The organism is Streptomyces sp. NPDC090106, from assembly GCF_044747265.1.
Taxonomy (GTDB): domain Bacteria; phylum Actinomycetota; class Actinomycetes; order Streptomycetales; family Streptomycetaceae; genus Streptomyces.
Map to the genome: position 1 here is coordinate 276,838 of NZ_JBIVDS010000004.1, position 23,221 is coordinate 300,058.

Genomic DNA, 23,221 nt, shown 5'->3' on the forward strand with positions numbered 1-23,221 from the left:
TCAGGCCCCCAGCGGGGTGACCGCGACCGCGCGGAACGAGATCCCGTGCCGCTTCTGACCGTTGAACTCGTTCTCCCAGTCACGCGCCTTCAGTCCGATGACCTGCACCGGCATACCCGGCACCAGACCCTCGGGGAGGCCCGTCTCGGGAACGGTCACCTGGTAGAGGTTGCCCTCCCCCTCGTCCGAGACCAGCAGACCCACGGTCGAGAGGCTCGCGTTCGTCTCCCGGTCCACGGCCCGCTCACCGGTCTTCTTGTTGACCATCTTGGGTTCCGGCGCGGTCGCCACGAACACCACGGCGGTAGAAACGTCGATCTTGAAGGACGGCATGCGGATGCTCCTCAGAGCCGACAACGGGAGTGGAATCAACCTCCCTAGGGAGATTGAACCCCACCTCCCTAGGGAGGTCAAGGAGGGTGCCGCCAGGGTCGGTCGACAGACACTTCCGCGCACAGCAAAAAAGCCCACCGAAGTGGGCTTTCGCTTTCTGGGACTATTTTTTGACGAGTCGTCAGCTATCGAAGCTGTACCGCAGTGCGTACGCACCAGCGTCGAGCAGCATCCGGTTCACCTCGACCGCCTTGCCTTCAGAGGTGTACGCCGTGCGACAAATCTCGATCACCGGCGTGCCGGGCAAGACCGCCAAGGCGCTCGACTCCTCCGAGCTGGGCATCCTCGCCCGAAGATCCTCGCTGAAGTGCACCGGTGCCGCGCCCAGCTCTGCCAGCCGCTTGTAGATCCCACCAGGGCCCGCGTCGGGCACGGCGACCTGAGAGTCACGCGTGAGGTCGGCTGGAAGGTAGGAGGTGGCCATCTGCACCGGCTCACCTTCTACGAGGTACCGCCGACTGCGGACGATGACGCGGTCGCCATCTCGCAAACCGAGAGTGCGCGCTACCCATCGCGGCGCATCGTCCTCATACACCTCAAGATCAGCAGGGGTCATGGGCCGCTCGCCGACGTCCGCCGCCCAGATTGACTTGCCAGTTGCCCACTGGCTGTGAGACAGGCGCTTCGTCGCATCCCGCAGGATCGGCTTGAACTCCCGGACGTACGTCCCGGAGCCAGGACGGGATACCGCGACCCCTTCGGCGACCAGCAACTTCAGGGCGCCACCTGCCGTCATCTTCGCAACGCCGTAGTCCCTGACGAGCGCGGGTTCACCCGGCAGTCGGGCGCCGGGCCCAAACTCACCGTCATCGATCCGTGCCCGCAGGTCATCGGCGATCTGCCGTGCCGTTTCGGGCATCGATCAGCCTCCAGTTCCCTAGGGTGCTTCCAGGCTAGTGGGTACCCACGACACGTGCGAACTCCCGTCCGAGGCGGGGGCCGGGTTGTTACAGGTTTCCCTACCTCATCAAGCCGGCTGCGCTCCGCTCCGCCGGGCGCGCTTCCCGGCTCTGGCTGCGCCCGCGCTCCTGCCTCCGGCCCGCTCGGCGCTGCCGACGCCGACGCGCGCCCACATGTGGACAGGGCCGGAAGCCATGAGTCGATCACCGCATAGAGCGGCCCACGGTCAAGACGATGCCTCCGGCGGGGGATCGGCCGACACCGGGATGGAGGGGGCGCCGTTCCCGCCCGCGGGCCCGTAGGGGCGTGCGCGGGGTGCTCCCATCCCGACCACCATCGACCCAGGCAGAGCCGAGCAGACGCGGCCCATGGCGTCCAGGTCGTTCGTACAGTGGCGCGCTCCACCTGGACGCCATGAACCACGCCCGCTCCACGGTGTATGGGTCGACGGCGGACGGGATGGGAACTGAGTTGTGGGGACGCAGGTGGATAAAGACCTCACTGCACCCCCACCATCAGTAACGAGGCAGCGCGAGCAGGTTGTCGGTCCAGATGCCGTCCGCGTACGTCCTGATGTACGGCGGCGACGCCTTGACCACGCCGACCCGCACGTAGCTCGCGCCGTTGCGCACACGAGCCTCATTGGCCTTGTCCTTCTCCAGCCACTCGACGATTCCCTGCTTGCTGCTCTCACCCGTCTTCTTAGTGACCGGGTTCTCCCAGCGAACGCTCTCGATGTGCTCATGCTTGTCGCCACCACTGAGGTGGATGGCCGTGATGTAGATCATTTCTCTCTCTTTCGCTTGGCTACTGCCCGTGGGCTCCAGAGGCCGCTCAGCGCTCTCGGCGGACACCCTTGAAGGGCGTTCCATCCGATTTGCCGTCCATAAAGCGCCCGTCCGCTCCCCGCTTGGTCCAGATGCGCGTGATCGGGTTCTGCGCCTGACTCCGCCCGCTGACGCTGCCCTGCCGGAAGCCCTTGCCCGTGTTCTTAGCCATAGCTGGTACCTCTTACCTGTCGAGTGATCGGAGCGATCACAACGGAATTGCAAGTTCGACATCAGTATCGATCTTGCAACTGGGCCTAGGGTAGAGCGTGCGGTTCGACTTTCGCAACTGGTTCCCGTCGTGCAACACTGGCGCCGAAGGGAGGAGATCGTGAGCGAGCGGAATGCAGCAGGACGCTTCGATGCAGCCGCGTTCCATGCGGCTCTAGATCGAACACGGCAGGAGCGTGGGCTTCTCTGGAAGGACGTTGCGAAGCAGGCGGGGGTTAGTGCCTCCACGCTGACGCGTCTAGCACAGGGGCGACGCCCTGATGTTGACGGACTAGCGGCCCTAGTCTCATGGGCCAACCTGAGCGCGGATGACTTCGTGCGCAGGCATGATGCGCCACAAGAAGCCGGCACTCTGGCGAAGGTGGCCACCCATCTACGGGGAGACCGGAACTTGACTCCGGAGGCTGCCGATGCGCTAGAAGCGCTGATCGCTGTGGCCTACAAGCAGTTGGCGGAGAACGGCCCAGAGTAGGGGGAGCCTCATGGTGTTGCGGCACGGCTTCAAGGCGGAGGCCAATCGCTTGGCTGTACAGCTCCGGGAGGAGCTGGGGCTGTATGCCTCAGCCCCTCTGCCGTCGACCGTGCTGGCTGAACACCTTTCGATTCCGATCAGCACTTTTAGTGCCGCAGTGGAGGCCGATGCTCGCGTGGCGGTTCTGCTGGGAACGGAGAAGGAGTCGGTGAGCGCTCTGACGGTTCACTGCGGTCCGCGTCGGCACATCTGGGTGAACGACGCGCACGAGGTACCCCGGCAGAACAGTTCCGTGCATCACGAGCTTTCCCATGCCCTGTTGCAGCACACACCGGGCCCTGCCTTCGACCCGAGGGGTTGTCGACACTGGGACGGCGACGTGGAGGCGGAAGCAGACTGGCTTGCTGGCAATCTCTTGATCACGAACGAGGCTGCCTGGTTGATCGCCCGCCGCCGGATGAAGGACGGTGCAGCAATGCTGCATTACGGGGTCAGCAAGCAAATGTTGACGTGGCGCATGAACATGAGTGGTGCCGGGGCTCGGCGCCGATCGGCTTGATACCGAGCGTCCCGGGACGTACCAATCCAAAGATCCCCGGTCTGTCCAGGCCGGGGATCTCCTCAAAGCAGCAGTTCAGAGTGCCTCTTTCGACGGGGTGACCGGCTCCCCCGACTTGCGTACTACAGGCAAAACGCTCCACGGGAAGTTGATCCAGTCGTCCGTGCGCTTCCAGACGTACTCGCACTTCACCAGGGACTGGGACTTCTCGTAGACGACGGCGCTGCGGACCTCGGCGACGGTGTCGAGGCAGAAGTCGCGGACCAGCTTGAGGGTCTTGCCGGTGTCGGCGACGTCGTCGGTGATGAGGACCTTCTTGTCGGAGAAGTCGATGACGTTGGGCACGGGCGCGAGCATGACGGGCATGTCGAGGGTGGTGCCCACGCCGGTGTAGAACTCAACGTTCACCAGGTGGATGTTCTTGCAGTCCAGCGCGTACGCCAGCCCGCCCGCGACGAAGACGCCGCCCCGGGCGATGGAGAGCACGATGTCCGGCTGGTAGCCGTCGTCGGCGATGGTCTGGGCGAGCTCGCGCACGGCCGTGCCGAACATCTCGTAGGTCAGGTTCTCCCGCACGGGGTCCGACGGAGAGACCTCGCTCATACCTGGGTCCGGTGGAAGTTGAGGAAGGACCGGGAGGCCGTGGGACCGCGCTGGCCCTGGTAGCGGGAGCCGTAGCGCTCGCTGCCGTACGGGGACTCCGCTGGCGAGGTGAGCCGGAACATGCAGAGCTGGCCGATCTTCATGCCGGGCCAGAGCTTGATGGGGAGCGTCGCGAGGTTGGACAGCTCCAGGGTCACGTGCCCGGAGAAGCCCGGGTCGATGAACCCGGCGGTGGAGTGCGTGACGAGCCCGAGCCGCCCGAGGGAGGACTTGCCCTCCAGCCGGGACGCGAGATCGTCGGGCAGGGTGATGACCTCGTACGTCGAGGCGAGGACGAACTCCCCGGGGTGCAGGATGAACGGCTCGTCGCCCTCCGGCTCCACCAGGCGCGTCAGGTCCGCCTGCTCGATGGAGGGGTCGATGTGCGGATAGCGGTGGTTCTCGAACACCCGGAACATGCGGTCGAGGCGCACGTCGATGCTCGACGGCTGCACCATGGATTCGTCGTAGGGATCGATCCGTACCCGCCCGGCGTCGATCTCGGCCCGGATGTCCTTGTCTGAGAGAAGCACGCCCCGAGGATACGCAAGGCGCGCGGACCGACCACAATCGGACGGCCCACGCGCCTGGAACTGCCTACGGAATTCCTACCGCTGCTTCTCCAAGGTCACCGGTACGACACTGCGGAGCCGGGCACACCGTGGACATCGCACGAGCCGACCGGGGCCGAGACGCTCGGCCTGCTGCATCGGGAACGAAGCGGTGCTGAACACGTGCCCATCGGCACAACGGACGACGGTGGTTTCCATCAAGTCCTAGAGTCCCTTCCCCAAGAGCCCCGTCCGGCTGCTGCTCGCCGGACGCGAAATGCCACATTACGGGATCAAAGGAACGACTCTCCAGGCGGCACTCCGGCCACTCCCGGACCCTCTCCCACGTCTCCACCGTACGCCCCAACTCCGGCCCCCCGCAGCCGTGTCACCGGCCCGTAACGCACTCGGACCCCACGGCTCCAGCACCGGGGGTCCGCCATGAGGTAAGGTGACGATGCGTGCCGACACCGGTTCCGTCCGGCGTCTTACGCGGGTGTAGTTTAGTGGTAGAACATCAGCTTCCCAAGCTGAGAGTGCGAGTTCGATTCTCGTCACCCGCTCCAATTTGAACCCCCTGGTTACCGACCCGGGGGTTGTTTGTTGTCTAGACCACTTAGGGGGATCCGTGCCCTCCGCGTGCCCTAAGTGCAGGTCAACCCCTCTCCGCAGGGGTGCACGGGCACGGGTTGGGGCGACAGGACATCCGGCCGTCTCGAATGATGAGATATATTTTCGGTGACCTGGGTCACAGCACGAGCAAACGGTGGACAAGTCGCCTACGCAAAGAGGGACTTGCTGACCGATGACCCTGTCGGCAGCCGCGCGAGAACCGCTTCGACCGTTCCGCCCTGCCGATGTCGGCCGGTGGTCCACAATGCGCGGCATGTCCACCAGGTACACCCGCTCCCGAAGACGCCGTCCAGCCCCGCGGTGCGGGCGCCGCACCCAGAAAGGGACGCCCTGCAAGCTCCCTCAAGAGATAGGCCGTGGCTGCCGCCATCACGCCACACGGGCCGAGCGCGAAAGCGCAGAGGCAGAGGCCGAGCTCCGAGCCGAGAGGGCACGGCAGCGGGTCGAACTAGAGCGGAGGCGGATCCGCGCCGGCCTCGCTCTCGTCGCCTTGGCGCTGGTGACGGGTCTGGGCTCCTGCGCGTGGTCCTCCTGGAAGGACGACGGGCATGAAGCCGCATGCAGCCCGCCCCGAGACAAAGCGCGCACGCTGAACTACAAAGCGCAGGCGGTCCGGATCCCTCTCGTGTCTGCCATAGACCCGAGCATCCTCGACCTGCAGCTCGGCCTTGAGTTCCCGGCCGACCTTGGAGACCTCAATGCCACGTCGGCCACCGAGGTGGACATCTCGGCGGCGTACAGAGAGAAGCGTGAGCTGGCTGGAAAGGCGGCACAGGTCGTCCTCGATCAGCCGGATTGCTTCAACGACCTCTACACAGATCAAGCCTCCCGCATAAAGCGGTCCCCTGCAGAGGTCAGCCAGGTGGTGATGCCCTCACCCGCGCACTGCAAGGACGGGTGGCCCTCGACGTCCATCGGGCGGCAGGGGGCGTGCTCTCATCATGGCGGCGTCGTTCCCGCGCAGCCTTGGGCAACGCTAGTCTTCGATTAATCGTGTAGGGCAAGTCCCGCGCTATCGGTGCCGCGACCGTTGCTTTGCCCGGGCCACCAAGTCTCGCGGCACGTCGCGATGAGTGGCACCGGTGACCGCGGAGCCGGCCCAGGGCCTGTCGGTCTAGTTGATAACCGCGACGCCCTCGTGTTCCGCACCGATGCGTCGGAGCTGGAATTCGAGATGCTCACCTCTGCGGAGCAGCTCTAGCCCTGCACCGCCAGCTACCCCGTAACACGACTCAACAATTGATCCTTCTTGCTGTGACCGGCGCAAGCGCGGGCCGGGATCTCTGCCTGAAATTCAGGAAGGAGAGCTGTTACATCATTCACATCTCTCGTGTCCAAGATACCGCTACTCGTCAAGATTTTACAGGCGGCTTCTTCGACTGTAGAGCTCAGAGGAAAATCAGGCTTAGGCACGTGCAGCCATGCCGTCAGAGGATGACGGGCCGCGACTTTCGGATCTTTCAGACGCTCATCGATTGCCGATTTAATCAGATACCCCACAGCCATCAAATCGGACACAACTTTCGAGTCCACCTCAACACCACGGTGAATTACATCATTCCTTGCGGCCCAGATCTTCGTAAAGGCTTCCCTGGCAGGGTCCCAAAGCTTCGAAGAACCGCCGAGGTGAGCCTGAATGGCCGAGAACGCACTGCTGCTATTACCGGGTAGATTCTGGATCCCGAAATCAGATCTCCTCCAATTGTGGTCGACTAGAATCGCATCGAGCACGTGCCACAACAGTTGCTCTTGGGAAGCTTCGTAGGCGACGACAGCCTCAGCCCACTCACCTCGCGAAAGTCGGTGAAAGAAGCGCGCATCCCAGGACCTAAGGCGCCGAATATTCGAAAATGCATTGCTGAAATCTTCAGCAACGACGAGAAGGCCCCCGTCCTCTTCGGTGAGCACGCGCCCGGGGCTACTAATTCCCCAGCTGCCAATCGGAGAACTAGGCAATAGCGGAAGTAGGTACTCTTTCCCGTCGGGGGTCCCAAACTTGAGCGCCCCGGCACCCACCAGATCAGCTCGGCACAGAGGACCGACAGAACCCGGAGAACTCGTTGTATCCAAAGCGACTCTCATAGCTTCAGAAGTCAGGTCTAGCGTGAGATCGCCGATCCTGCTTAGACCAGAATAGCTGACCTCAAATGGTTCATCATCACCAGAGATCCAAATTACGTCATCAACCCTCGGAAGTTCACACATGACAGTCACCAAACAAAGCGGCTCCTCCCAGGAACCGCTCGCCAAGTCAGCGGTCGATGGATGCATCTCTCCATCACCGGTGACCATTTCCGCCACAGGGTCAATCATCGCCGTCTCATAGTCTCCGCTAGCAGGATTCACTACCTGGAAAGCTACGCGCGCGGCTACCGGCTCCGAGCCCAGAATACTTCCTACCGATACGGAAACGTGCTCTCCAACGGATACTCCCGGAGACCAGTGCAGCGCAAAATACGCCCACATACTTGTGATCGAGACAGCAGTGGCGTTACTGGCATTCAGCAAATTGGCCCCACTTTCCTAAACCGCCAAGCCATGGACGGAGAACTGGTAGATGGGGCGTGGCATGCTGTGCTCGCCCCTTGCGCCCGACGTATCTCGACCTTGCCAGGGAACGATCTGCACTCTGGGCTCGCCCAATCTGCCGCAGGTTCCACCAACTGCGCACCCCAGGACCGTTCCGGCACTTGGTCAGCGGACGACAGATAGTCGCGGCCGATTGGTCGCGCCCTGGTGCCGCTGCCCGTCGCCCTCCTGCGCAGTGACAACCAGGCCAAAGACCAAGTCATTTAGGTCGGCGGGCCGAAGATGCAGGTCGCGAGCCACGTCTACGAGCCTCGTACCTTCGCTGCGCAGGACCGCGAACACCTTGCCCAGCACCTGGGAGGTCTCGCGAGCGACTCCGCTGCGAGGCTCCGACTTGCGATAGCCGAGACGGCCGAGTTCCACGCAGTGGGTGCGGTATTGCCATTCGGTGGTCAGGCCCAGTTCGTGCAACCGGTGTGCGAGCGCCATGGCGGCGACTTTCCAACGGCGCTTGGCCTGGAGGATCCAACTCGTGCTCGCGCCATGCGGCGCGTAGGCGAGGACGTCCGCCCGTGGCATGAGCAATGCCGCTGCGAACCGATGCGCTTCCGCCTCAGCCTGCGGCCCATGCGGCATCTGTTCCTCACCATGCAAGACGAGGTGCCCAAGTTCATGGGCGGCGTCGAAGCGCCCACGCTCCGCGGTCTTCTCGGTGCTCAGCAGAACGAACGGGATCCCCCGGTCCCAGAAGGAGAACGCGTCGACTTCAGGACAGTCCCTGGAGAGGGAGAAGACGCGGACCCCATGCGCCTCCAGAAGGTGCACGACGTTGGGAATCGGTGTGTTCCCAAGTCCCCAGCGAGCGCGGACCAAGGAGGCAGCCTCCTCCGCCGGTACGTCCACACCGGCCGCCTCCCCTGGATGGGGAATCTGATCCTCGTCCGAGCCCAGGCGGCTGAACGAGGTGAGCGACGGGATATCAGGGACGGGCAAGCGGAAGTGCGCGCCCATCCAGTCTTGCAGCGCGCGCGCCAACCGTCCGGAGCTGAGGGCGATGTCCCGCTGGGACGCGGTCATCTTGCTCAGGGCACGGAAGCTGACCGAGTCGACCGTCAACTCGGCGACCTCCTCGGCGCTGAAGAAGGAAATGGGAAACTCCAGCGCTGTCGCGATCGCCTCCAGCGACGGAGGGCTCGGAGCTGCCCGTCCGTTCTCGAAGTCGGACAGTCTGCGTGGCGTCAGGCCGGCCATCTGGGCAAGTCGGGTGACGGTCAGCCCTCGGCGCTTGCGCGCCAGGACTAGCCGGGATGCGGTGGTCATGGGAGGAGCCAAGTGGGGAAGTCGGGAGCAGGGCGGTCAAGACAGGCGCTCGATAGGGATGTCAATGCCGCCGTCTCCGTCGTCATTGTCATCTTCGGCGAACGGAGTGAAGCCGCCCTCGAAGTCAATCCAGGGGAGGATGATCCGCTCGTACCAGCTGCTGATCTTGCCACGACCGCCGGTGTCGTTCGGAAACGACAGTTCGGAGTGGAGTCGGGTGCCCTGATCGGTCTTCGAGTGGTGGTAGAGCAGAAACCACGTCGGGATGCCGTCTCCGGCGTCATGTTCTTCGGGCTCCGCCTCGGTCTCGCCAAACAGCAACAGCTGCCGGTTGGCCTCCACTCGCTTCATCACCGCGTTGCCCTTGGCGTAGCGAGTGGAGGGTGTGAGTGCCGCGTATCCGGTCTCCGGACTACCGCTGGAAGCCGTGATCGCGAAGCCACCAGTGGGTGCGACGAGCAGCGGAACGTTGCTAGGACTGGCGCTGGTCCACCCGTCCGGGATGTACGTCTCCCGCAGGAACCGGATCGTCCGGCCCCAGAAAATGTTGCCGGGCAGAGACACCGGGTCCAGCGGGGTGCAGAAGTTGCGCTCCGACTCAGCTCGGCGCAGGGCGCCCTCGATTTGCTCGACGGACAGCCCCAGCTCGGCAAGTCGATTCCGGACCGGGAGGTCCTCCGCGTGCACGACAGTCATGTCCAGCCTCCCGACGCACCCTACTAGACTTCCGGAAATCCTCCCTCAAATGAGGTGGGAAATCAAGAAATATAGCTGGTCAGTAGCCGAACCGCTCGTGTCATGAGCGCGTACGATTCCCCTTCTACCGGAAACCAGCAGCTCAGCCACGTACGGTGTCCGGGCCGAGTCGGCAGGACACCGTACGTGGGCAGCGGCCCCTTACGCCTCGCGGGCACTCTGCTGGGCTCTACCCGCTCCACTGGGTTGTGCGCGTACTTCCGTGTCGATGCCCTGCGCCAGCTTTCGCTGATGCCTCTCAGTCGAGTGCTGGTAGATCAGCTGAGCCCGCTCAGAGGACTGGCCGGCGCGAACCATGAGGTCCTTGAGCTTGGCACCGGTGTCGGCTGCGAGGGTGTTGCCGGTATGGCGGAGGTCGTAGAAGCGGAAGTTGGCTGGCATGCCGACCTTCGTCCTCGCCTTGCGCCATTTCCGGCCGAAGGTCGAGCGGCGGAAGGGGGCGCCCTTCTCGCCGACGAAGATCAGGCCGTCCGGTTCCTTCTCGGCGAACCACTGGAGGTGGCGGCGGAGCTCGGGGAGCAGGAAGTCGGGCAAGTAGATCGTGCGTTTGCCCGCGCGGGACTTGGGGCCACCGGTGACCCGCCGCCCGTTCGTCAGCTCGGGGGACGCATGCGTGACTCGCAGGGAGCATTCGTCGAGATCGACACTGTGACGGCGTAGTTCGGCCAGCTCCTCCGGGCGGAGGGAGGCGAAGGCGCCCAGCAGGACGATCAGGCGCCAGCGCGGGCCCATAGCGTCGGCCAGGTCGAAGACCTGCTCGATGGTGGCCGTGGGGCGTTCGTCGGCCTCCTCCTTGCCGGCGCCCTTGATGCGGCACGGGTTACTGCGGAGGAGGTCGTCGTCGACTGCCGTCTGCAGGATGGCCTTCAGCAGGCGGTACGACTTGGCGACCGTCGTGGCACCGGTCGCCTTCAGTCGCTCGGCTCGCCATGTGCGGACGGAGGGTGGGGTGATCTCGTCCAGGTCCTTGCCGCCGAACGTCGGCAGGATGTGGAGGCGGAGCAGGCCGTTGTAACGGTCGACGGTGGTGGGTGCCAGGCCACGCTCCTCCAGCCAACGCAGCGCGTACTTCTCGAAGTTGACCGCACCGGCGTCCGGGTCGCGCCACACGTTGCGCTCGATGTCGGCGCGGACGAGGTTGAGCCAGTCCTGGGCATCGGACTTGGTCTCGAAGGTCTCCGGTGCGGTGTACCGCTCGCCATCGGGGCCGATGTAGCGAGCCTGCCACCGGCCGGAGGCGAGCTTGCGCACCGTGCCGAACTCGCGCCGCCGCTGCGGCTTGCGTCCCGCCATCAGGCCGCCTTCCCGTAGCGGATACGGATGCGGCGGACCGGCTCGACGGTGCGCGCCTCGACGTACTCGGCGACCGCGCTCTCGGGGATGCGGACCGGGCGACCGAGCTTGACGTAGCGGATGCGGCGTTCGGCTATCAGGCGGCGCACGAAGCGCTCACCGGTGCCGAGCAGTTCGCCGGCCTCGGCGACTGTCAGGAGGCGGTCAGCCATTCGCGATCACCTCCTTTGCGGTGCCAATGGTGCGGCGGGAGTGGGGAAGGGCAGGGGGTATTGCGGGTCGGCGCAAGGGCGACGGGTCCTTTACTCGGGGGCGGTTCGGGGTGGCAGGCCGGTCCGGCTGGCGACGCCTTGGCCTACGCGGCGCTGGGCCCTTGAAGGAGGGCCAGAGGCGAGACGCTGAGGGCCTGGGCGAGGGCGACGAGGTCGTCGATGTCGCAGCGGCGTTGGGCGCGTTCGATGCGGGACAGCATCGTGTTGGTCATCGGACGGCCGAAGCCTGTGACGCGGGCGGCGAGCTCGCGCTGGGCGAGGCCGCGTTCGGTACGGAGGATTTCGATGGTGCGGGCGGTCTGCATTCCGGCCGGACCGATTTCCAGGGATCGTGCTGCCATGGCTCCATTAGTAGCTTTCGATCGCCGGTTTTGGTAACCGGCGATCGTCGGCTATGTTGCCCCGCGCGGACGGCGGGGAGCTACCTGCGGGATGGGTTTCGGGTGGCCGGCGAACGTCGTCTTCGCCAGCCCCACGTCGTGCTCTGACGTGGGATGTTGTGTTGTAGCTTGCGCTCCGGCGGAGAGTCAACGGCCTTCCGATGTGATCATTCTGGCTGTTGTCTGACGGTGCATTATTTCGGCAACAGCCGATCCGGGTTTATGGTTTTGGTGATGCCTCACAGCATGCGTTCGCCGTCGGCTGTCTGAATTCCTGACGGAATGCTGGACTTGTGCGGCATTGATGTGGCTGTCTTGGCTATACGACGCCACCAGCCCTCCCAGTGCCTTCAGCCCAGGGCTGTGAACCCTCCCCCGCGCACGCCCGACGAGGGCCGACCGCACCTCCCCACCTGACCTAGGAGCCGCCGCCCGATGAGCCATGACGCCCGCGAATGTGTGTGGGACCACAGCCGCAGCAAAGGCACCGCCCGCATGGTCCTCGCCCTGATCGCCGACCGGTGCCGCGACCGGCAGTGCGTCGCATACGCGTCCGTGCCCACCCTCATGAAACGCGCCAACGCCTCCCGCACCGCCGTGCGTGACGCGCTGGCCACCCTGATCGCCAGCGGCGAGTTGGTGCCGCTCTCCGACCGCAAGGGGCCGCGGGGAGAGACGTACTACTGCCTCCCGCTCACCGCCCAGTTCCTCGCCGAGCGGGCCACGGCGGGGGACCGGAACCCGGCCCCCGAGGGGGGTCACATTCCGGCCCTCGGGGGGTCGGAATCCGACCCTGTCGAGCCCTTAGGGGAGGGGTCGAAATCCAACCCCGGGGAGCGGATTCCGGCCCCCAGGGGGGTCAGTTTCCGACCCGAGGGGGGTACGGATTCCGACCCCCAGAACAGAAGAGAACCGAAGGTGAACGGTAAGAGCAGCAGCAGCTCTGCCCCGCTCATCTCCGCCACCGAGTGGCAGATCGACGACGACGCCCGTGCCTGGCTCCAGCAGCACGGTCACCTCGACCGACTCGGCGAGCACGCCTTGCACGCCGCCGACGAGAAGTGGCGCGCCTACCGCGCCGCATGGGCGCCCCGCAGCGCCGCCGCGTGGGCCGCCGACTGGCGCGCGTGGATCACCCGCGAGCACGCCCCCACCCCAGGCCGTCCCAACCTCTACGCCCTGCCCGGCGGCACACCCGCCCCACCGACGCCGGGCATGACCCGCAACGAGGCGCACATGGCCGCCCTGTTCGCGGCCCTCGACGAACCGACCGGAACGGAATAGCCACCCTGGAACGAAACGAAGTCGCCGCCGTCCTGGCCTACATCGGCCGCCTCGACCCCCGCACCATCCGCAGCGGCACGGGCGAGACCCGTGACCAGCTCGCCCAGTGGCACGAGCTGCTCCACGACGTGCCCTTCACCACCGCCCACGGCTGGGACGTCCGCGAGGCCATACGAGCCCACACCCTCGACTCCCCGTACCCGATCCTCCCCGTGGACCTCGCCCGCAAATGGCGCGCGCACCGGCGCGACCGCCTCGACCGGCACACCGACCCCACACCAACTGCCGACCCGGACGATCCTGCCGTCTGGCGAGCCGAGCTGCTCCGAACCCGGAACTCCGTCGCCGCTGGTGTGGCTGCCCCTTCGACCCACCGGCAGATCACCAGGGGCAGTCCGCCCCGTCACGTCGAGGAGCGCCTGCGCGAGATCGGATCGCCCATTCCGCCGGCCGCCCGTGCCGAGCTGGCCCGCTACCGTCCCACCCGCGCCGCGCGCCTGGCTGCCGTCGACACCAGTGTTCCCGATGCGCTCGGGGTGCGGTGCGAGTGGTGCCACGCACCCGTGGGTGCCCCGTGCCGTCAGCGGCGGACGACCCCTGACGGTGCCGCCAGGGGCAATGCCGTACGTGCCACTCCCCACCCGTCGCGCATCGACCTCGCCGTTGCCCGCATGGGCCGACACAGGCCAGCGTGACACGGCCCGGTCGTGCACCTCTTCGTGGCCACGTAGCCCTCCGCCCGTCGGTCTCCTCGGCCGTGGCGTCCGCCTGCACTGGGACGCGACCACCGGCGCCGATCTGCACGCGCGCCGGCGTCCGCGCGCCGCGCACGACGCCGAACGGGACCTGCAGATGCTCGTCCGTTGCCAGCTGCTGCTTCTGGACGACCTCGCCGCGGCCAAGAGCAGCGAATGAACCGAGGAGCTCACCTACCGGCTCATCAACCACCGATACGAGCACATGCTCCCCACCCTCATCACGACCAACCTCCCCGCCGCCGAGCTGCGCACCGCGGTGGGCGACCGCGTCGCCTTCCACCTCGCCGAGATGACCGAACGCGTCATCCTGACCGGCCCCGACCAACACCGCACCGCGCCCGCCGCCTGACGGCAACACCGCGTCTCCCCTCCCTTTCCCTCACCCCGCCCGCGCACAGGCGTGCCCTCACACGCGCGAGCCCCAGGAGAGCCCCTGCATGACACCTGGCGACACCATGCCCGCAAGCGCCGAAGAGACTCCGGCAGCATCTCTGACGCACTGGATCACCTCGCCCACCGCCGCCGTACTGCTGCTCGTCGGTCTCGCCCTGACCGCTGGATGGCGGTGGCAGCGCGCCCGCAAGCCCGGCACAAGACAGCGACGTGACACCGCCGCGATCCCGGTGGCCGCCGTCGCCGCGATCGGCTGCACCGCCTACAGCGCGGACACCAGCTGGCGCTTCGCCGCCGACTACCTCGACATGAGTGGCACCACCGAGCGCGCCGCGATGTTCGCCGTCGCCGAACTCGCCTTGTTCTCCACCGCGCTGATGGCCCGGGCCAACCTCAACGGCCCGAAGCAGGCGCCCGGCCTGCCCGGCACTCTCACCTGGGTGATCACCGGCGTGCAGATCGTGCCCGCCTACGCCGAGTCCGGGCTGGTCGGCGGAACCATACGGGCCTTCGTCGGCCCGGTCCTGGCGGCGATGCTGTGGCACCTGGCCATGGGCATCGAACTGCGCAACCGCAGCCCGCACTCCGGCTCCCGCAGCCTGACCGCCGTCCTCGCCCGACAGGCACGCGAACGGCTGCTGGCCCGCCTGGGGATCGCCGACCGGGACGCGGACGCAGCCCGGCTCATCCGCGAGCGTGCCCTCGACCGGGCCGTCACCCTGATCCTGCGCGCCGAGGCCATGACGCCGGAGAAGCGCGCCAAACGGCGCGGCCGACGCCTCATCCGCCGCTTGCACCAGGCGCTGGAGCAGGCCGACGTCGACCGCGACGAACGACAGGACAAGTTGCTGCTGCGCAAGCTCGCCACCCGCCAACAGGCCCTCGCCCTGGCCACCGTCCCGCTGCCCGCCCGCTGGTCGCACCCCGCCCCAGGGCTTGCGGGCGGATCCACGATCGCCAGCCTGCGGGCCACCACGGCAAACCGGGCAGAAATCCCGGACAGCCCGCCTTCAAAGGTCGCGGGCGATATCGCCGCCCGCCGGGCAGCCCGCCCTCGGCCCGAAAATCGCCCGCCCCAGCCCGCCCGCACCGCCACTGACCCGGAACCGAAACCGGGCGAGGAACCGCCCGACGTCGGTGCGGGCAATGCGGCGCGGGCGGGGTCGTATCGCTCGGGCAACAAGCCGCGGGCGACACGGGACCTCCTCACCGAGTACGCCCATCGCCTCCACCGCGATACCGGACGTCTCTCCCGTGACCTGCTGGAGAGCGCCGTGCGCAGAGACGGCTACAGCGTTGCCAGCGACACCGCCGGAGCAGTCGTCCGCAGCGTCAAGGCCGACCTACGGACCGGGCCCTCCAGCCACCCGCAATGAGACCGCCCCTACACCCAAGCCCCAAGGAAGACAGCTAGATGCACGACTCGCACCACGAACTCCACGACGTCCAGAAGGAGATCAACACCCCCGCCTCAGCGCCAGCAAGTTGTACCGGGAGCAATGCTCCCGGGATTCCCGCCCCAGGGGTGGCGGGAACCCTCCGGTGCCAGGGGGCACCGGAGGGTCAGGCTGCGACCGAGGGCGGACCGCAGCAGGGAGGGGAACGGCAGGCCGAGTCCCTGGCGAAACGACGTCAGCGTCCGCGTCAGCCGACGTCACGCAAGCGCCTGCACCAGCCCAGCTGTCGCATGAACGACGCCGAGTTCCAGCGTTTCACCGACGCCGCCGCGCACTGCCAGATGTCCCACGCTGCCTTCCTCGCCTACGCCGTCGACAAAGCCGCCCGCGACCTGACCCGCACCGCCGCCGAGATCGCCACCGAACGAGAGGTCATCAACGAGCTGTTCGCCGCCCGCCGCCACCTGGGCCGGATCCACGGCCTGTTCAACCAGGTCGCCAAGGCCCTCAACTCCGGTGCCGACGCACCTCACCTGGACGCCACGGCCCGGGCCGTCGCCGGCGCGGCCCGCCGCATGGAGGACGCCGCCGATGCCCTGCTCGCCCACCGCGACGGCGGTGCCCCTGAGTGATCCCCAGCATCCACAACCGCGGCAGCGAGACGATCGGCCTGGTCCGCTACCTCTACGGCCCCGGCACCAAAGAGGAACACATCGACCCTCACCTGGTGGCCGCCTTCGACCCGCTCACCCCCGACCCCGGCCGTGATCCGAAGGCCACCTACGAACAGCTCCAGCGTCTGCTCGACCAGCCCGTCAACGCCCTGCCCGCTGGCAAGCGCCCCGACAAGCACGTGTGGCACCTGTCCGTACGGGCCGCCCCGGAAGACCCGGTCCTGTCCGACGAGGACTGGGCGGCCATCGCCCGCCGCATGGTCGCCGCCACCGGCATCGCCCCCGACGGCGACGAGCAAGCCTGCCGATGGGTAGCCGTCCGGCACGCCGACGACCACATCCACATCATCGCCACTCTCGTCCGCGACGACGGCCGTCGGCCCCGCCTGCACAACGAGGCCCGCCGCGCCCAAGCCGAATGCCGCCGCGTCGAAGCCGACTACGACCTGCGCCGCGTCCCCGCCGGCGACGGCACCGCCGCCAAGCCGCCCACCAGCGCCGAACGGCACAAGGCCGAACGCGAGGGCCGTGACCGCACCGCACGCGAGGAACTGCGCGAGACCGTGCGCCGCGCGGTCGCCGGCGCCACCTCCACGGACGAGTTCCTCAGCCGCCTCAAGGACGCCGGGCTTCTCCTCCGCACCAAGGCGCTGCCCTCCGGCGACCTACAGGGCTACAAGGTCGCCCTGCCCGACGACCGCAACGGGAACAAGGAGCCCGTCTACTACGCCGGATCCACCCTCGCCCCCGACCTCTCCCTGCCCCGTATCCGCAAACGCTTCTCCGGCAACACCCCGGATCAGGGCACGGACACGCCTGAGGTGTCGAGTGGGCCGGCGATGGCACGGCGCCGGACGGCCACGGCCGCCTGGCAGGCGGTCCTGGTCATCGATCACGGCGAGGACGCCCAGGTCGCCGCGTACATCGCTACCGCCGGGGAGGTGTTGGACGCGCTCGCCAAGACCTCCGCCGCCCACACCCGCGCCGAACTGCGTGAGGCGGCCTTCGTGTTCGAGCGGGCCACTCGCTCCCACGTCCAGGCCGAGCACGGGCATGACCGCACCCTGCGTCAGGCCGCACGCGACCTCATCCACGGCGGGCCCGCCCTCGGTCGCGGGGAAGACGGTGCCACCACCGCCATGGTCATCGACATGCTGTTCTTCCTCGTCACCGCCGCAGCTCACTGGCACGCCAAGAAGCACCACGCCCAGCAGGCCGCTGCCGCCCTCCGGGCCGCCGAGCACCTGCGGACCGCCTACCGGGCCGCCGCAGACATTCCGCTGGGCGCACTGCACCTGCGGGGCCGGCGTCTGTCCCAGCCGTTGCGCCAGAGGCAGGCTGCCTGCCTCCGACAAGCCGTGCCGGAGCTGGCGGAACAGGCTCTGGCCGAGCCGGGCTGGTTCGCACTGGCCGCCACGCTCGCCGACGCCGAGGCCGCCGGACACCACCCGGCCGGGCTCCTGGCCGAAGCGGTCGGACGGCGGGAGCTCACGACCGCGGACTCGGTCTCCGAGGTACTGGTGGGGCGGCTGCGCCGCATGGCCGATCTGCCCGCAGACGCCACTGCGATGCCTGAACGTGCCGCCACCGCTGCCCCGGGCAACGGCCGCACTGCCCGGCCTTCGGTGAGCCGAGGCGATCAACCCAGCAGGGCACGATGACGCAACACATACGGCAAGCCCCTCTGCCAAGACCGAGGCAGAGATGCGAGGGTCCGGGGGCGACCTGGGCCCAGCAAACACCTGCTGCGTTGAGAGCGCACGTCCGTTCCGTCTCGGAACAGGAGCTGCGAGGCGTTTCCTGAGTGAACAGACGTGATCCGAGGGAACCGAGCAAGGAGGCAGCGGCGGTCACGTCTGCACTCGATGGCGGTGGGCTTCTCGCAGGACAGCCAGTTCGTTCGCCAGCTCACCAGGGCCGATCGCGCTCAGGGCCCAGAGGCTGCTGGCTCGGCGGGCCCACTGCCAGAGCAGGTCATCCACAGGGGTGTGGAAGGGCAGCACAGGGATGCCGTGTGCATCGAAGGGATCGGCGTCGAGATAGCGCAGACCACCTGTACCGCACAGATAGTGGGTGCTGCCGGTGGCTGACGCGAGATCCGCCAGGCGCTCGGATCGACCTGGGCGGGTCGGGGTCTCGCTGCCGTCCAGCACGTCCCCTGCCCAGCCGAGGACCGTGAGCAGGGCAATCGTCGATGTTCTCGCGACATCGGCCAGGCGGTCCGAGGTGTCGAGCGTGTCCAAGACCGCGTCCAGGACATCCGACACGGCTTTCCAATGGCGGCTGCGGCCGTAGTACTGCCGCACGAGCAGATGGACCGTCCTGCGCGAGCGCCGGGGGTCAACGAGCCGTGCCTGGCTGATCAACGTCGAGCGCCCCTGGGGAAGATGCGTGGGGAGCGTGAGCCATTGCTGACGTGCGGGCTCGTCCAGATCGGCGAGACGGGCGCGGTGCTGGTAGTCGCGCCGGGCGAACTGCACGTCGTCCAGGGCGATCCACCGGTCGGCGGCGAACAGCTTGGCCAGCGTGGACAACCTCGGGAAGAGGTTCGGCTGATGGATCGCGCAGACCCCGCCCCGTGGCGGGTCAGGTGCTGATGAGGCGACTGTCGAAACCGGCGCCCAGGAGGCGCTCGTAAGCGTCATACACATCCCCCGGTACGTCCTGCTCGACGGCGAAGCCGAGCTTCGGGTACTCGATCACCCGTTGCAGGTCGCCGACGAGCATGTCGACGACGAGCTTCTCGTCGCCGATGGACTTGATGTAGTCGTCCAGCTCCAAGGGCTCGGAGGCACACACCACCTCCGCCTCGGGCCACAGCTTGCGGCAGGTCGCATACGAGCGGCGCTCCATGTACGGCTTGGAGATCAGCAGCAGTGAGTGGACCTCGACGCCGGCCTCAGCCAGCAACTCCCGCGAGAACGTGATGTTCTGGCCGGTGTTCGCGGCGTTCGGCTCGACGAGGATCGCCTCGTCCGGGACGCCCAGGCCCAGGGCGTGCTCGCGGTAGTGCACGGCCTCACCGCGCGGGAAACGGGCCCGGGTGGTGGGGCTGTTGCCGCCGCTGAACACCACGACCGGGAAAAGGCCGGCGCGGTAGAGGTCAGCGGCTGCGGTCGCCACGCCGAGGTCGTGGCTGCCCAGGCCGATCGCCGCCGAACAGGGCCGCGGTTCGTGGCCCATCTGGTGGTAGTTCCAGATCAGCGTCGCGTCGTGGAACTGCTCGTCGGTGATCTGGCGCTGCTGGTGCTCCGGCACTGGCACTCCCTGGCTCATCCCTGTTGGCCCTTTCGGATGCCCTCGATGCTGCGCAGCTGGTGGCTCAGCCCGAACTGCTGGGCCACCTGCGCCGCCTGGTCGAGGACGGACAGCCCATCATTCCGGGTCGCCGCATCCGACAGAAGGATGTGCCCGTACGCGGTGTCCAACCGCACGCGCTGCATCGGGGAGTCGACCGTGCCGGTGGTGCGCGCGATGTCGATGTAGTGCAGGGCCTGGTCCAGCTGTCCGGCGCCACGGTGGGCCAAGGCCAGCTTCTGGTGCGCCACGGACCAGTCCTCCGGCTCACCGAGCACCTCGAACTCGCAGGTGGCCGCCGCCATGACCTCGGTGGCGTACGCGTTGTCGCCCTCCTTGCTCAGCGCCGTCCCCACCCACAACCGGGCGCGGGCCCGGTCCCGCCGGCTCAGGCGCTCGTCCCGTGCGAGCTGCTCGTAGCGGCGGGCGGAGACCTCCAGTTGGCCGGACATCTCCTGCACCACGGCGAGGGACAGCTCGATCTGGGCCACCCGGCGCGGGATGTCGAGCTCGGAGAACATGCCGCGCGCGGTCAGATAGGACTGGCGAGCGGAGAGCGGACCAAGAATCGCGCCCTGGTCGCGTTGCACATCGCCCAGCAGCACGAGTGAACGGCCGTACAGGTAGAGGCCCTTGTCGTCGAGATCGCGCGGATCATGTCTGCCCAGCCAGCGGTTGAGCAGCGTCGAGGCGAAGGGGAAGTTCTGACGGCTCACGCAGACCACCGCGCGTTCGATGTCCTCGGTCCACGTCTCGTAGTCCGCCGGCCGTGCCCTCTTCCGCTCGGGGAACAGCAGCGCTTCGAAGCGGGCGTGGGCAGCGGAGTCGGCGCGGGCGAGAGCGGTGTCGAGGATGGCCTGGGTGTCCGGCCGGGGCTGCGTTTCAGTACCCAGGCTCTCCCACTTGGCCACCGTGCGCAGGGCGACGCCGAGGTGGTCGGCGAAGGCGCGGGTGCTCATGCGCAGCGCGGCACGCAGGGCGCTCGCCTCCCGGCCTGTCCAGTGCTGCACGCTGACCACAGATGACCTCCCTCCGTCACGTATGGAAGCACTCTCGGTGACGACGTGGGGCGGGAAGTGCAACGGAAGTACAACAGCAGGTCATTTCGAGGCCGTCCGAGACAGCCGACGCTCTTGGTCATGGACGACGAATGCATCGAGGACGAACCCCTCACCGAACGCCGCCCGGTCACCGGCCCACATGTCTTCGGCTACCTGCGCCACTCCACCGGCGGGACGCCACGGCACACCGCGCTCACCAACTGCCTCACCGAGTACTGCCGTAGCCACGAACTGACCCTGTGCGGCGTCTTCACCGACCGCGAACCGGCCGTCGCGCTCCACTCCCCCGCCTTCGTCGGCCTCCTCGACGCCCTCGGACTCCCCGACACCTACGGCGCCGTGATCCCGGCACTCAGCCACCTCGGCCCCAGGCCCGTCGCCACCGAGCGCAGGCGGCGGATAACGGCAACCGGCACGCGCCTCATCACAGTCCGCTCCACCAGGCCGACGGCAGGCATCGGACTGTCCTTCCGCCTCCAGCAGCAGGGAGGCACCTGATGTCCGTACGAGACGCGCTGCGCCGCGCCCCGATGATCGGCGACATTCCCGGACTGCGCCTGCTGCGAGTCGGCGACGACTGGGACCTTGTGCGAATGCCCGCGGAGACCGGATTCCCGGCGCTTGCCCACCTCCGCGCCATCGGCGCCTCGATCGGGCCGGTGCTCTACGACGGCCCCAACGAACGCCTCTACTACGCCATCCGGACCGGCACCACCGGCAGCGGCTGGGGCGACCTGCCGGTACGACACCTCTCCGGCAACTCCTGGCTCGTGGCACCGGGCCTGGAGCTGATGGACGACTGGTTCGGCGGCTGGTGCGAACTCCCCGACGACGACACCCTCACCGACCCCGAGGTCCTGTTCGCCGCGCTCCAGCACCCGTACGTCACGGCCGTCTGCCAAGACCCACCGTCCGACGCCCGACTCCAGAACGCCTTCCGAACCGACCACAAGGGGACCCCGTGACACCTCGCCCCGTGACACCCGACCCCGTCTCACCCAACACAGTCCTCGCCAACGCCCTCCTCCGCGCCGAAGACGTCCTGACCCCACGCATCCTGGCCACCCCGCCGGCGCGGATCGTCCTCGTCGTCGGCACCCAGATCAACGGTGCCCCGCACATCGGCACCTCCCTCGTACAGTCCCTGGCCTTCGCGATGGCCGCCCGCCTCTGCGACCGCTTCGGCATCCTCACCGAGGTCGTCTTCAGCGCCCTCGACAACGCCCCCTACCAACAGGCCACGGACCCGGTCAGCGGTCACCGCTACCAGCGCGCGTACGCCCAAGCCATCGACGAACAGGCCCTGACCGGCCTCGTCGACGCCCTCTACCAGCCCCTGTTCACCGCCCTGTCCCGGCGCCTGGGCATCCCGTACCGGGTCGAGACCTACACCCAGCAGCAGGCCGGCGAGCACTTCCGCCGTACCTGGCTGCGGCTCCTCCCCCGCCTCAACGCCGCCCGCTGGTGGCTCGCCCCCTCCACCGGCACCCCGCATCTCCGGATCCCCTGCTCCCAGCCCGGCTGCGGCTGGGCCGAGAAACACGCCGAACGCACGCGTGTTCACCTCACCGACCGCGACACGGCGACCGTCGCCGCCGTCTGCCTCCACCACGGCCCCTACCAGGCCACCATCACACCCACCACCGGCGCCTACCTCGACCTGGCCACCCTGTACCGCAACCTCGTCAAGGAACTCGCCCTGACCAACCCGCGCGAGGGCTGCACCCTGCACGTCATGGTCAAAGGCGGCGACTGGGTCTTCGGCTCCCTCCTCATCGACGAGGCCCTCCAGGCCGTCGGCCTCACCCGCGCCCAGCTCCCCGCCCGCCTCTTCTGCCCCCAGGTGGTCACCGACACCGGCGCGAAGCTCTCCAAGTCTCTGATCCGCGAAGGCCGCGCCACCGGGCCGACGGGTGCGGCGGACTGGATGCTCGACACTCGGCAATGGCCCGGCAGCGTCACCGAATACGCCGACCAGTTGCTGGCCATGACCGAGACAATGCTGTCCGACCCCCGCCACTTCTTCCGCTCGTACTCCGCAGCCGAGATCGGCCGCCTGATCACCGCACCAGCGCCCAGGAGCGTCTCCGCCCCATGACCGAGACCCACACATACGTACGCGAACTCAACCTCTACCGCCAGTACTTCGACCTCGTCTCCGCCGGTACCAAGACCATCGAAGTGCGCGTGAAATATCCACACCTCGCCGACCTTGCCGCAGGCGACACCATCCGCTTCCGGATCAAGGGCACCGACGAGACCTGCGAGGTCAAGGTCGTTCGAGTCACCGAGTACGCCGACTTCGAGGCCCTGCTCGACAGCGAGGGGCCCTCCAACGTCAACCCCACCGCGACCCGCGACCAACAGCTCGCCAACATCCGCGCCATCTATCCACCCGAGAAAGAAGCTCTTGGCACCCTGGCTATCCAGATCAGGCCCCTGGGCTGACACTCTGGCCGTCCAGCCGCCAAGCCGCTCGGAGTACAACTTCGGCCGTGGAGCCCAGACGACCGCGACACTCGTACGGTTAAGCTCGGCGCCGCGGTCGACTGAGAAACCCTGCTCGATGCAGCTGGCCAATCAGCAGGGACCCGGATCA

Annotated in this window: 27 protein-coding genes, 1 tRNA gene and 1 pseudogene; 14 read left to right on the forward strand and 15 right to left on the reverse strand. The window is 67.4% G+C overall.

The genetic code is table 11. The features are described from left to right. The 4 genes from ACIPSE_RS14980 to ACIPSE_RS14995 form a co-directional block, all read right to left on the reverse strand. Entirely contained in the window at window positions 1-333 is a 333-nt protein-coding gene (locus ACIPSE_RS14980) for a hypothetical protein (RefSeq protein ID WP_401662365.1), read from the reverse strand. 181 nt (window positions 334-514) lie between these two features. Then, window positions 515-1,252 (reverse strand): GntR family transcriptional regulator, encoded by a 738-nt coding sequence (locus tag ACIPSE_RS14985; protein ID WP_401662367.1) that lies wholly within the window; start codon window positions 1,250-1,252, stop codon window positions 515-517. A gap of 556 nt (window positions 1,253-1,808) precedes the next feature. Beyond that, window positions 1,809-2,081, reverse strand: a complete 273-nt coding sequence (locus tag ACIPSE_RS14990) for a DUF3892 domain-containing protein (RefSeq protein WP_401662369.1) — start codon at window positions 2,079-2,081, stop codon at window positions 1,809-1,811. Window positions 2,082-2,127: 46 nt separating this feature from the next. After that, window positions 2,128-2,292, reverse strand: coding sequence for a hypothetical protein (locus ACIPSE_RS14995; RefSeq protein WP_401662371.1), 165 nt, complete (start codon window positions 2,290-2,292; stop codon window positions 2,128-2,130). Between the two features lie 159 nt (window positions 2,293-2,451). Here ACIPSE_RS14995 and ACIPSE_RS15000 point away from each other — a divergent pair, with 159 nt between their 5' ends. Continuing rightward, a complete protein-coding gene (locus tag ACIPSE_RS15000; protein ID WP_401662373.1) occupies window positions 2,452-2,823 on the forward strand; it encodes a helix-turn-helix domain-containing protein in 372 nt (123 codons plus the stop codon). Between the two features lie 10 nt (window positions 2,824-2,833). Next, the gene (locus tag ACIPSE_RS15005; RefSeq protein WP_401662375.1) at window positions 2,834-3,382 is read left to right on the forward strand and encodes an ImmA/IrrE family metallo-endopeptidase; all 549 of its coding nucleotides are present in this window, start codon (window positions 2,834-2,836) and stop codon (window positions 3,380-3,382) included. A 75-nt stretch (window positions 3,383-3,457) separates the two neighbouring features. Here the strand turns inward: ACIPSE_RS15005 and ACIPSE_RS15010 are convergent, their stop codons facing one another. After that, a complete protein-coding gene (locus ACIPSE_RS15010) occupies window positions 3,458-3,985 on the reverse strand; it encodes a phosphoribosyltransferase (RefSeq protein ID WP_401662377.1) in 528 nt (175 codons plus the stop codon). Continuing rightward, window positions 3,982-4,557, reverse strand: a complete 576-nt coding sequence (dcd, locus tag ACIPSE_RS15015) for a dCTP deaminase (protein ID WP_401662379.1) — start codon at window positions 4,555-4,557, stop codon at window positions 3,982-3,984. Before dcd ends, ACIPSE_RS15010 begins: the two co-directional genes overlap by 4 nt. 510 nt (window positions 4,558-5,067) lie before the next feature. Here dcd and ACIPSE_RS15020 point away from each other — a divergent pair. Next, window positions 5,068-5,141, forward strand: a tRNA-Gly gene (locus ACIPSE_RS15020). Between the two features lie 557 nt (window positions 5,142-5,698). Beyond that, complete coding sequence (locus ACIPSE_RS15025; RefSeq protein ID WP_401662381.1) at window positions 5,699-6,199, forward strand: DUF3761 domain-containing protein; 501 nt, start codon at window positions 5,699-5,701, stop codon at window positions 6,197-6,199. 224 nt (window positions 6,200-6,423) lie between these two features. Here the strand turns inward: ACIPSE_RS15025 and ACIPSE_RS15030 are convergent, their stop codons facing one another. The 6 genes from ACIPSE_RS15030 to ACIPSE_RS15055 form a co-directional block, all read right to left on the reverse strand. After that, window positions 6,424-7,116 (reverse strand): hypothetical protein, encoded by a 693-nt coding sequence (locus ACIPSE_RS15030; protein WP_401662383.1) that lies wholly within the window; start codon window positions 7,114-7,116, stop codon window positions 6,424-6,426. Between the two features lie 786 nt (window positions 7,117-7,902). Continuing rightward, a complete protein-coding gene (locus tag ACIPSE_RS15035; RefSeq protein WP_401662385.1) occupies window positions 7,903-9,057 on the reverse strand; it encodes a helix-turn-helix domain-containing protein in 1,155 nt (384 codons plus the stop codon). A 36-nt stretch (window positions 9,058-9,093) separates the two neighbouring features. Next, window positions 9,094-9,753 (reverse strand): hypothetical protein, encoded by a 660-nt coding sequence (locus tag ACIPSE_RS15040; protein ID WP_401662387.1) that lies wholly within the window; start codon window positions 9,751-9,753, stop codon window positions 9,094-9,096. 201 nt (window positions 9,754-9,954) lie between these two features. Then, window positions 9,955-11,106, reverse strand: coding sequence for a tyrosine-type recombinase/integrase (locus tag ACIPSE_RS15045; protein WP_401662389.1), 1,152 nt, complete (start codon window positions 11,104-11,106; stop codon window positions 9,955-9,957). Beyond that, window positions 11,106-11,318 carry an excisionase family DNA-binding protein gene (locus tag ACIPSE_RS15050; RefSeq protein ID WP_401662391.1) on the reverse strand — a complete coding sequence of 71 codons (213 nt, stop codon included), beginning with the start codon at window positions 11,316-11,318 and terminating at the stop codon, window positions 11,106-11,108. Before ACIPSE_RS15050 ends, ACIPSE_RS15045 begins: the two co-directional genes overlap by 1 nt. 143 nt (window positions 11,319-11,461) lie before the next feature. Continuing rightward, entirely contained in the window at window positions 11,462-11,719 is a 258-nt protein-coding gene (locus tag ACIPSE_RS15055) for a helix-turn-helix domain-containing protein (RefSeq protein WP_401662393.1), read from the reverse strand. A gap of 474 nt (window positions 11,720-12,193) precedes the next feature. Between ACIPSE_RS15055 and ACIPSE_RS15060 the strand changes: the two genes are divergently transcribed. The 6 genes and pseudogenes from ACIPSE_RS15060 to ACIPSE_RS15085 all read left to right on the forward strand — a co-directional run bounded on the left by ACIPSE_RS15060 (window position 12,194) and on the right by ACIPSE_RS15085 (window position 17,925). Continuing rightward, the gene (locus ACIPSE_RS15060) at window positions 12,194-13,042 is read left to right on the forward strand and encodes a helix-turn-helix domain-containing protein (protein WP_401662395.1); all 849 of its coding nucleotides are present in this window, start codon (window positions 12,194-12,196) and stop codon (window positions 13,040-13,042) included. A gap of 5 nt (window positions 13,043-13,047) precedes the next feature. After that, window positions 13,048-13,737, forward strand: coding sequence for a hypothetical protein (locus ACIPSE_RS15065; protein WP_401663103.1), 690 nt, complete (start codon window positions 13,048-13,050; stop codon window positions 13,735-13,737). Between the two features lie 52 nt (window positions 13,738-13,789). Beyond that, window positions 13,790-14,149, forward strand: a pseudogene (locus tag ACIPSE_RS15070) (ATP-binding protein); the annotation flags it as partial. Window positions 14,150-14,237: 88 nt separating this feature from the next. After that, complete coding sequence (locus ACIPSE_RS15075) at window positions 14,238-15,569, forward strand: hypothetical protein (RefSeq protein WP_401662397.1); 1,332 nt, start codon at window positions 14,238-14,240, stop codon at window positions 15,567-15,569. 311 nt (window positions 15,570-15,880) lie between these two features. Then, on the forward strand, window positions 15,881-16,222 hold the full coding sequence (locus tag ACIPSE_RS15080) for a plasmid mobilization relaxosome protein MobC (RefSeq protein ID WP_401662398.1): 342 nt from the start codon (window positions 15,881-15,883) through the stop codon (window positions 16,220-16,222). Continuing rightward, a complete protein-coding gene (locus ACIPSE_RS15085) occupies window positions 16,219-17,925 on the forward strand; it encodes a mobilization protein (protein WP_401662400.1) in 1,707 nt (568 codons plus the stop codon). The genes ACIPSE_RS15080 and ACIPSE_RS15085 overlap by 4 nt, the downstream gene beginning before the upstream one ends. Before the next feature lie 189 nt (window positions 17,926-18,114). Here the strand turns inward: ACIPSE_RS15085 and ACIPSE_RS15090 are convergent, their stop codons facing one another. Genes ACIPSE_RS15090 through ACIPSE_RS15100 form a run of 3 tightly spaced genes read right to left on the reverse strand, consistent with a single transcriptional unit; the run spans window position 18,115 to window position 20,580 of the window. Beyond that, entirely contained in the window at window positions 18,115-18,909 is a 795-nt protein-coding gene (locus ACIPSE_RS15090) for a WbqC family protein (protein ID WP_401662402.1), read from the reverse strand. Further along, window positions 18,851-19,540 carry a YdcF family protein gene (locus tag ACIPSE_RS15095; RefSeq protein ID WP_401662404.1) on the reverse strand — a complete coding sequence of 230 codons (690 nt, stop codon included), beginning with the start codon at window positions 19,538-19,540 and terminating at the stop codon, window positions 18,851-18,853. Before ACIPSE_RS15095 ends, ACIPSE_RS15090 begins: the two co-directional genes overlap by 59 nt. Then, window positions 19,537-20,580, reverse strand: a complete 1,044-nt coding sequence (locus tag ACIPSE_RS15100; protein ID WP_401662406.1) for a helix-turn-helix domain-containing protein — start codon at window positions 20,578-20,580, stop codon at window positions 19,537-19,539. The genes ACIPSE_RS15095 and ACIPSE_RS15100 overlap by 4 nt, the downstream gene beginning before the upstream one ends. Window positions 20,581-20,700: 120 nt before the next feature. Here ACIPSE_RS15100 and ACIPSE_RS15105 point away from each other — a divergent pair, with 120 nt between their 5' ends. Genes ACIPSE_RS15105 through ACIPSE_RS15120 form a run of 4 tightly spaced genes read left to right on the forward strand, consistent with a single transcriptional unit; the run spans window position 20,701 to window position 23,070 of the window. Next, window positions 20,701-21,120 (forward strand): recombinase family protein, encoded by a 420-nt coding sequence (locus ACIPSE_RS15105; RefSeq protein WP_401662408.1) that lies wholly within the window; start codon window positions 20,701-20,703, stop codon window positions 21,118-21,120. Next, the gene (locus tag ACIPSE_RS15110) at window positions 21,120-21,587 is read left to right on the forward strand and encodes a hypothetical protein (RefSeq protein WP_401662410.1); all 468 of its coding nucleotides are present in this window, start codon (window positions 21,120-21,122) and stop codon (window positions 21,585-21,587) included. Before ACIPSE_RS15105 ends, ACIPSE_RS15110 begins: the two co-directional genes overlap by 1 nt. 11 nt (window positions 21,588-21,598) lie before the next feature. After that, on the forward strand, window positions 21,599-22,720 hold the full coding sequence (locus tag ACIPSE_RS15115) for a hypothetical protein (RefSeq protein ID WP_401663105.1): 1,122 nt from the start codon (window positions 21,599-21,601) through the stop codon (window positions 22,718-22,720). Continuing rightward, window positions 22,717-23,070: an ASCH domain-containing protein gene (locus ACIPSE_RS15120; RefSeq protein WP_401662412.1), complete on the forward strand. Its 354-nt coding sequence runs from the start codon at window positions 22,717-22,719 to the stop codon at window positions 23,068-23,070. The genes ACIPSE_RS15115 and ACIPSE_RS15120 overlap by 4 nt, the downstream gene beginning before the upstream one ends. The last annotated feature ends 151 nt before the right edge of the window (window positions 23,071-23,221 follow it).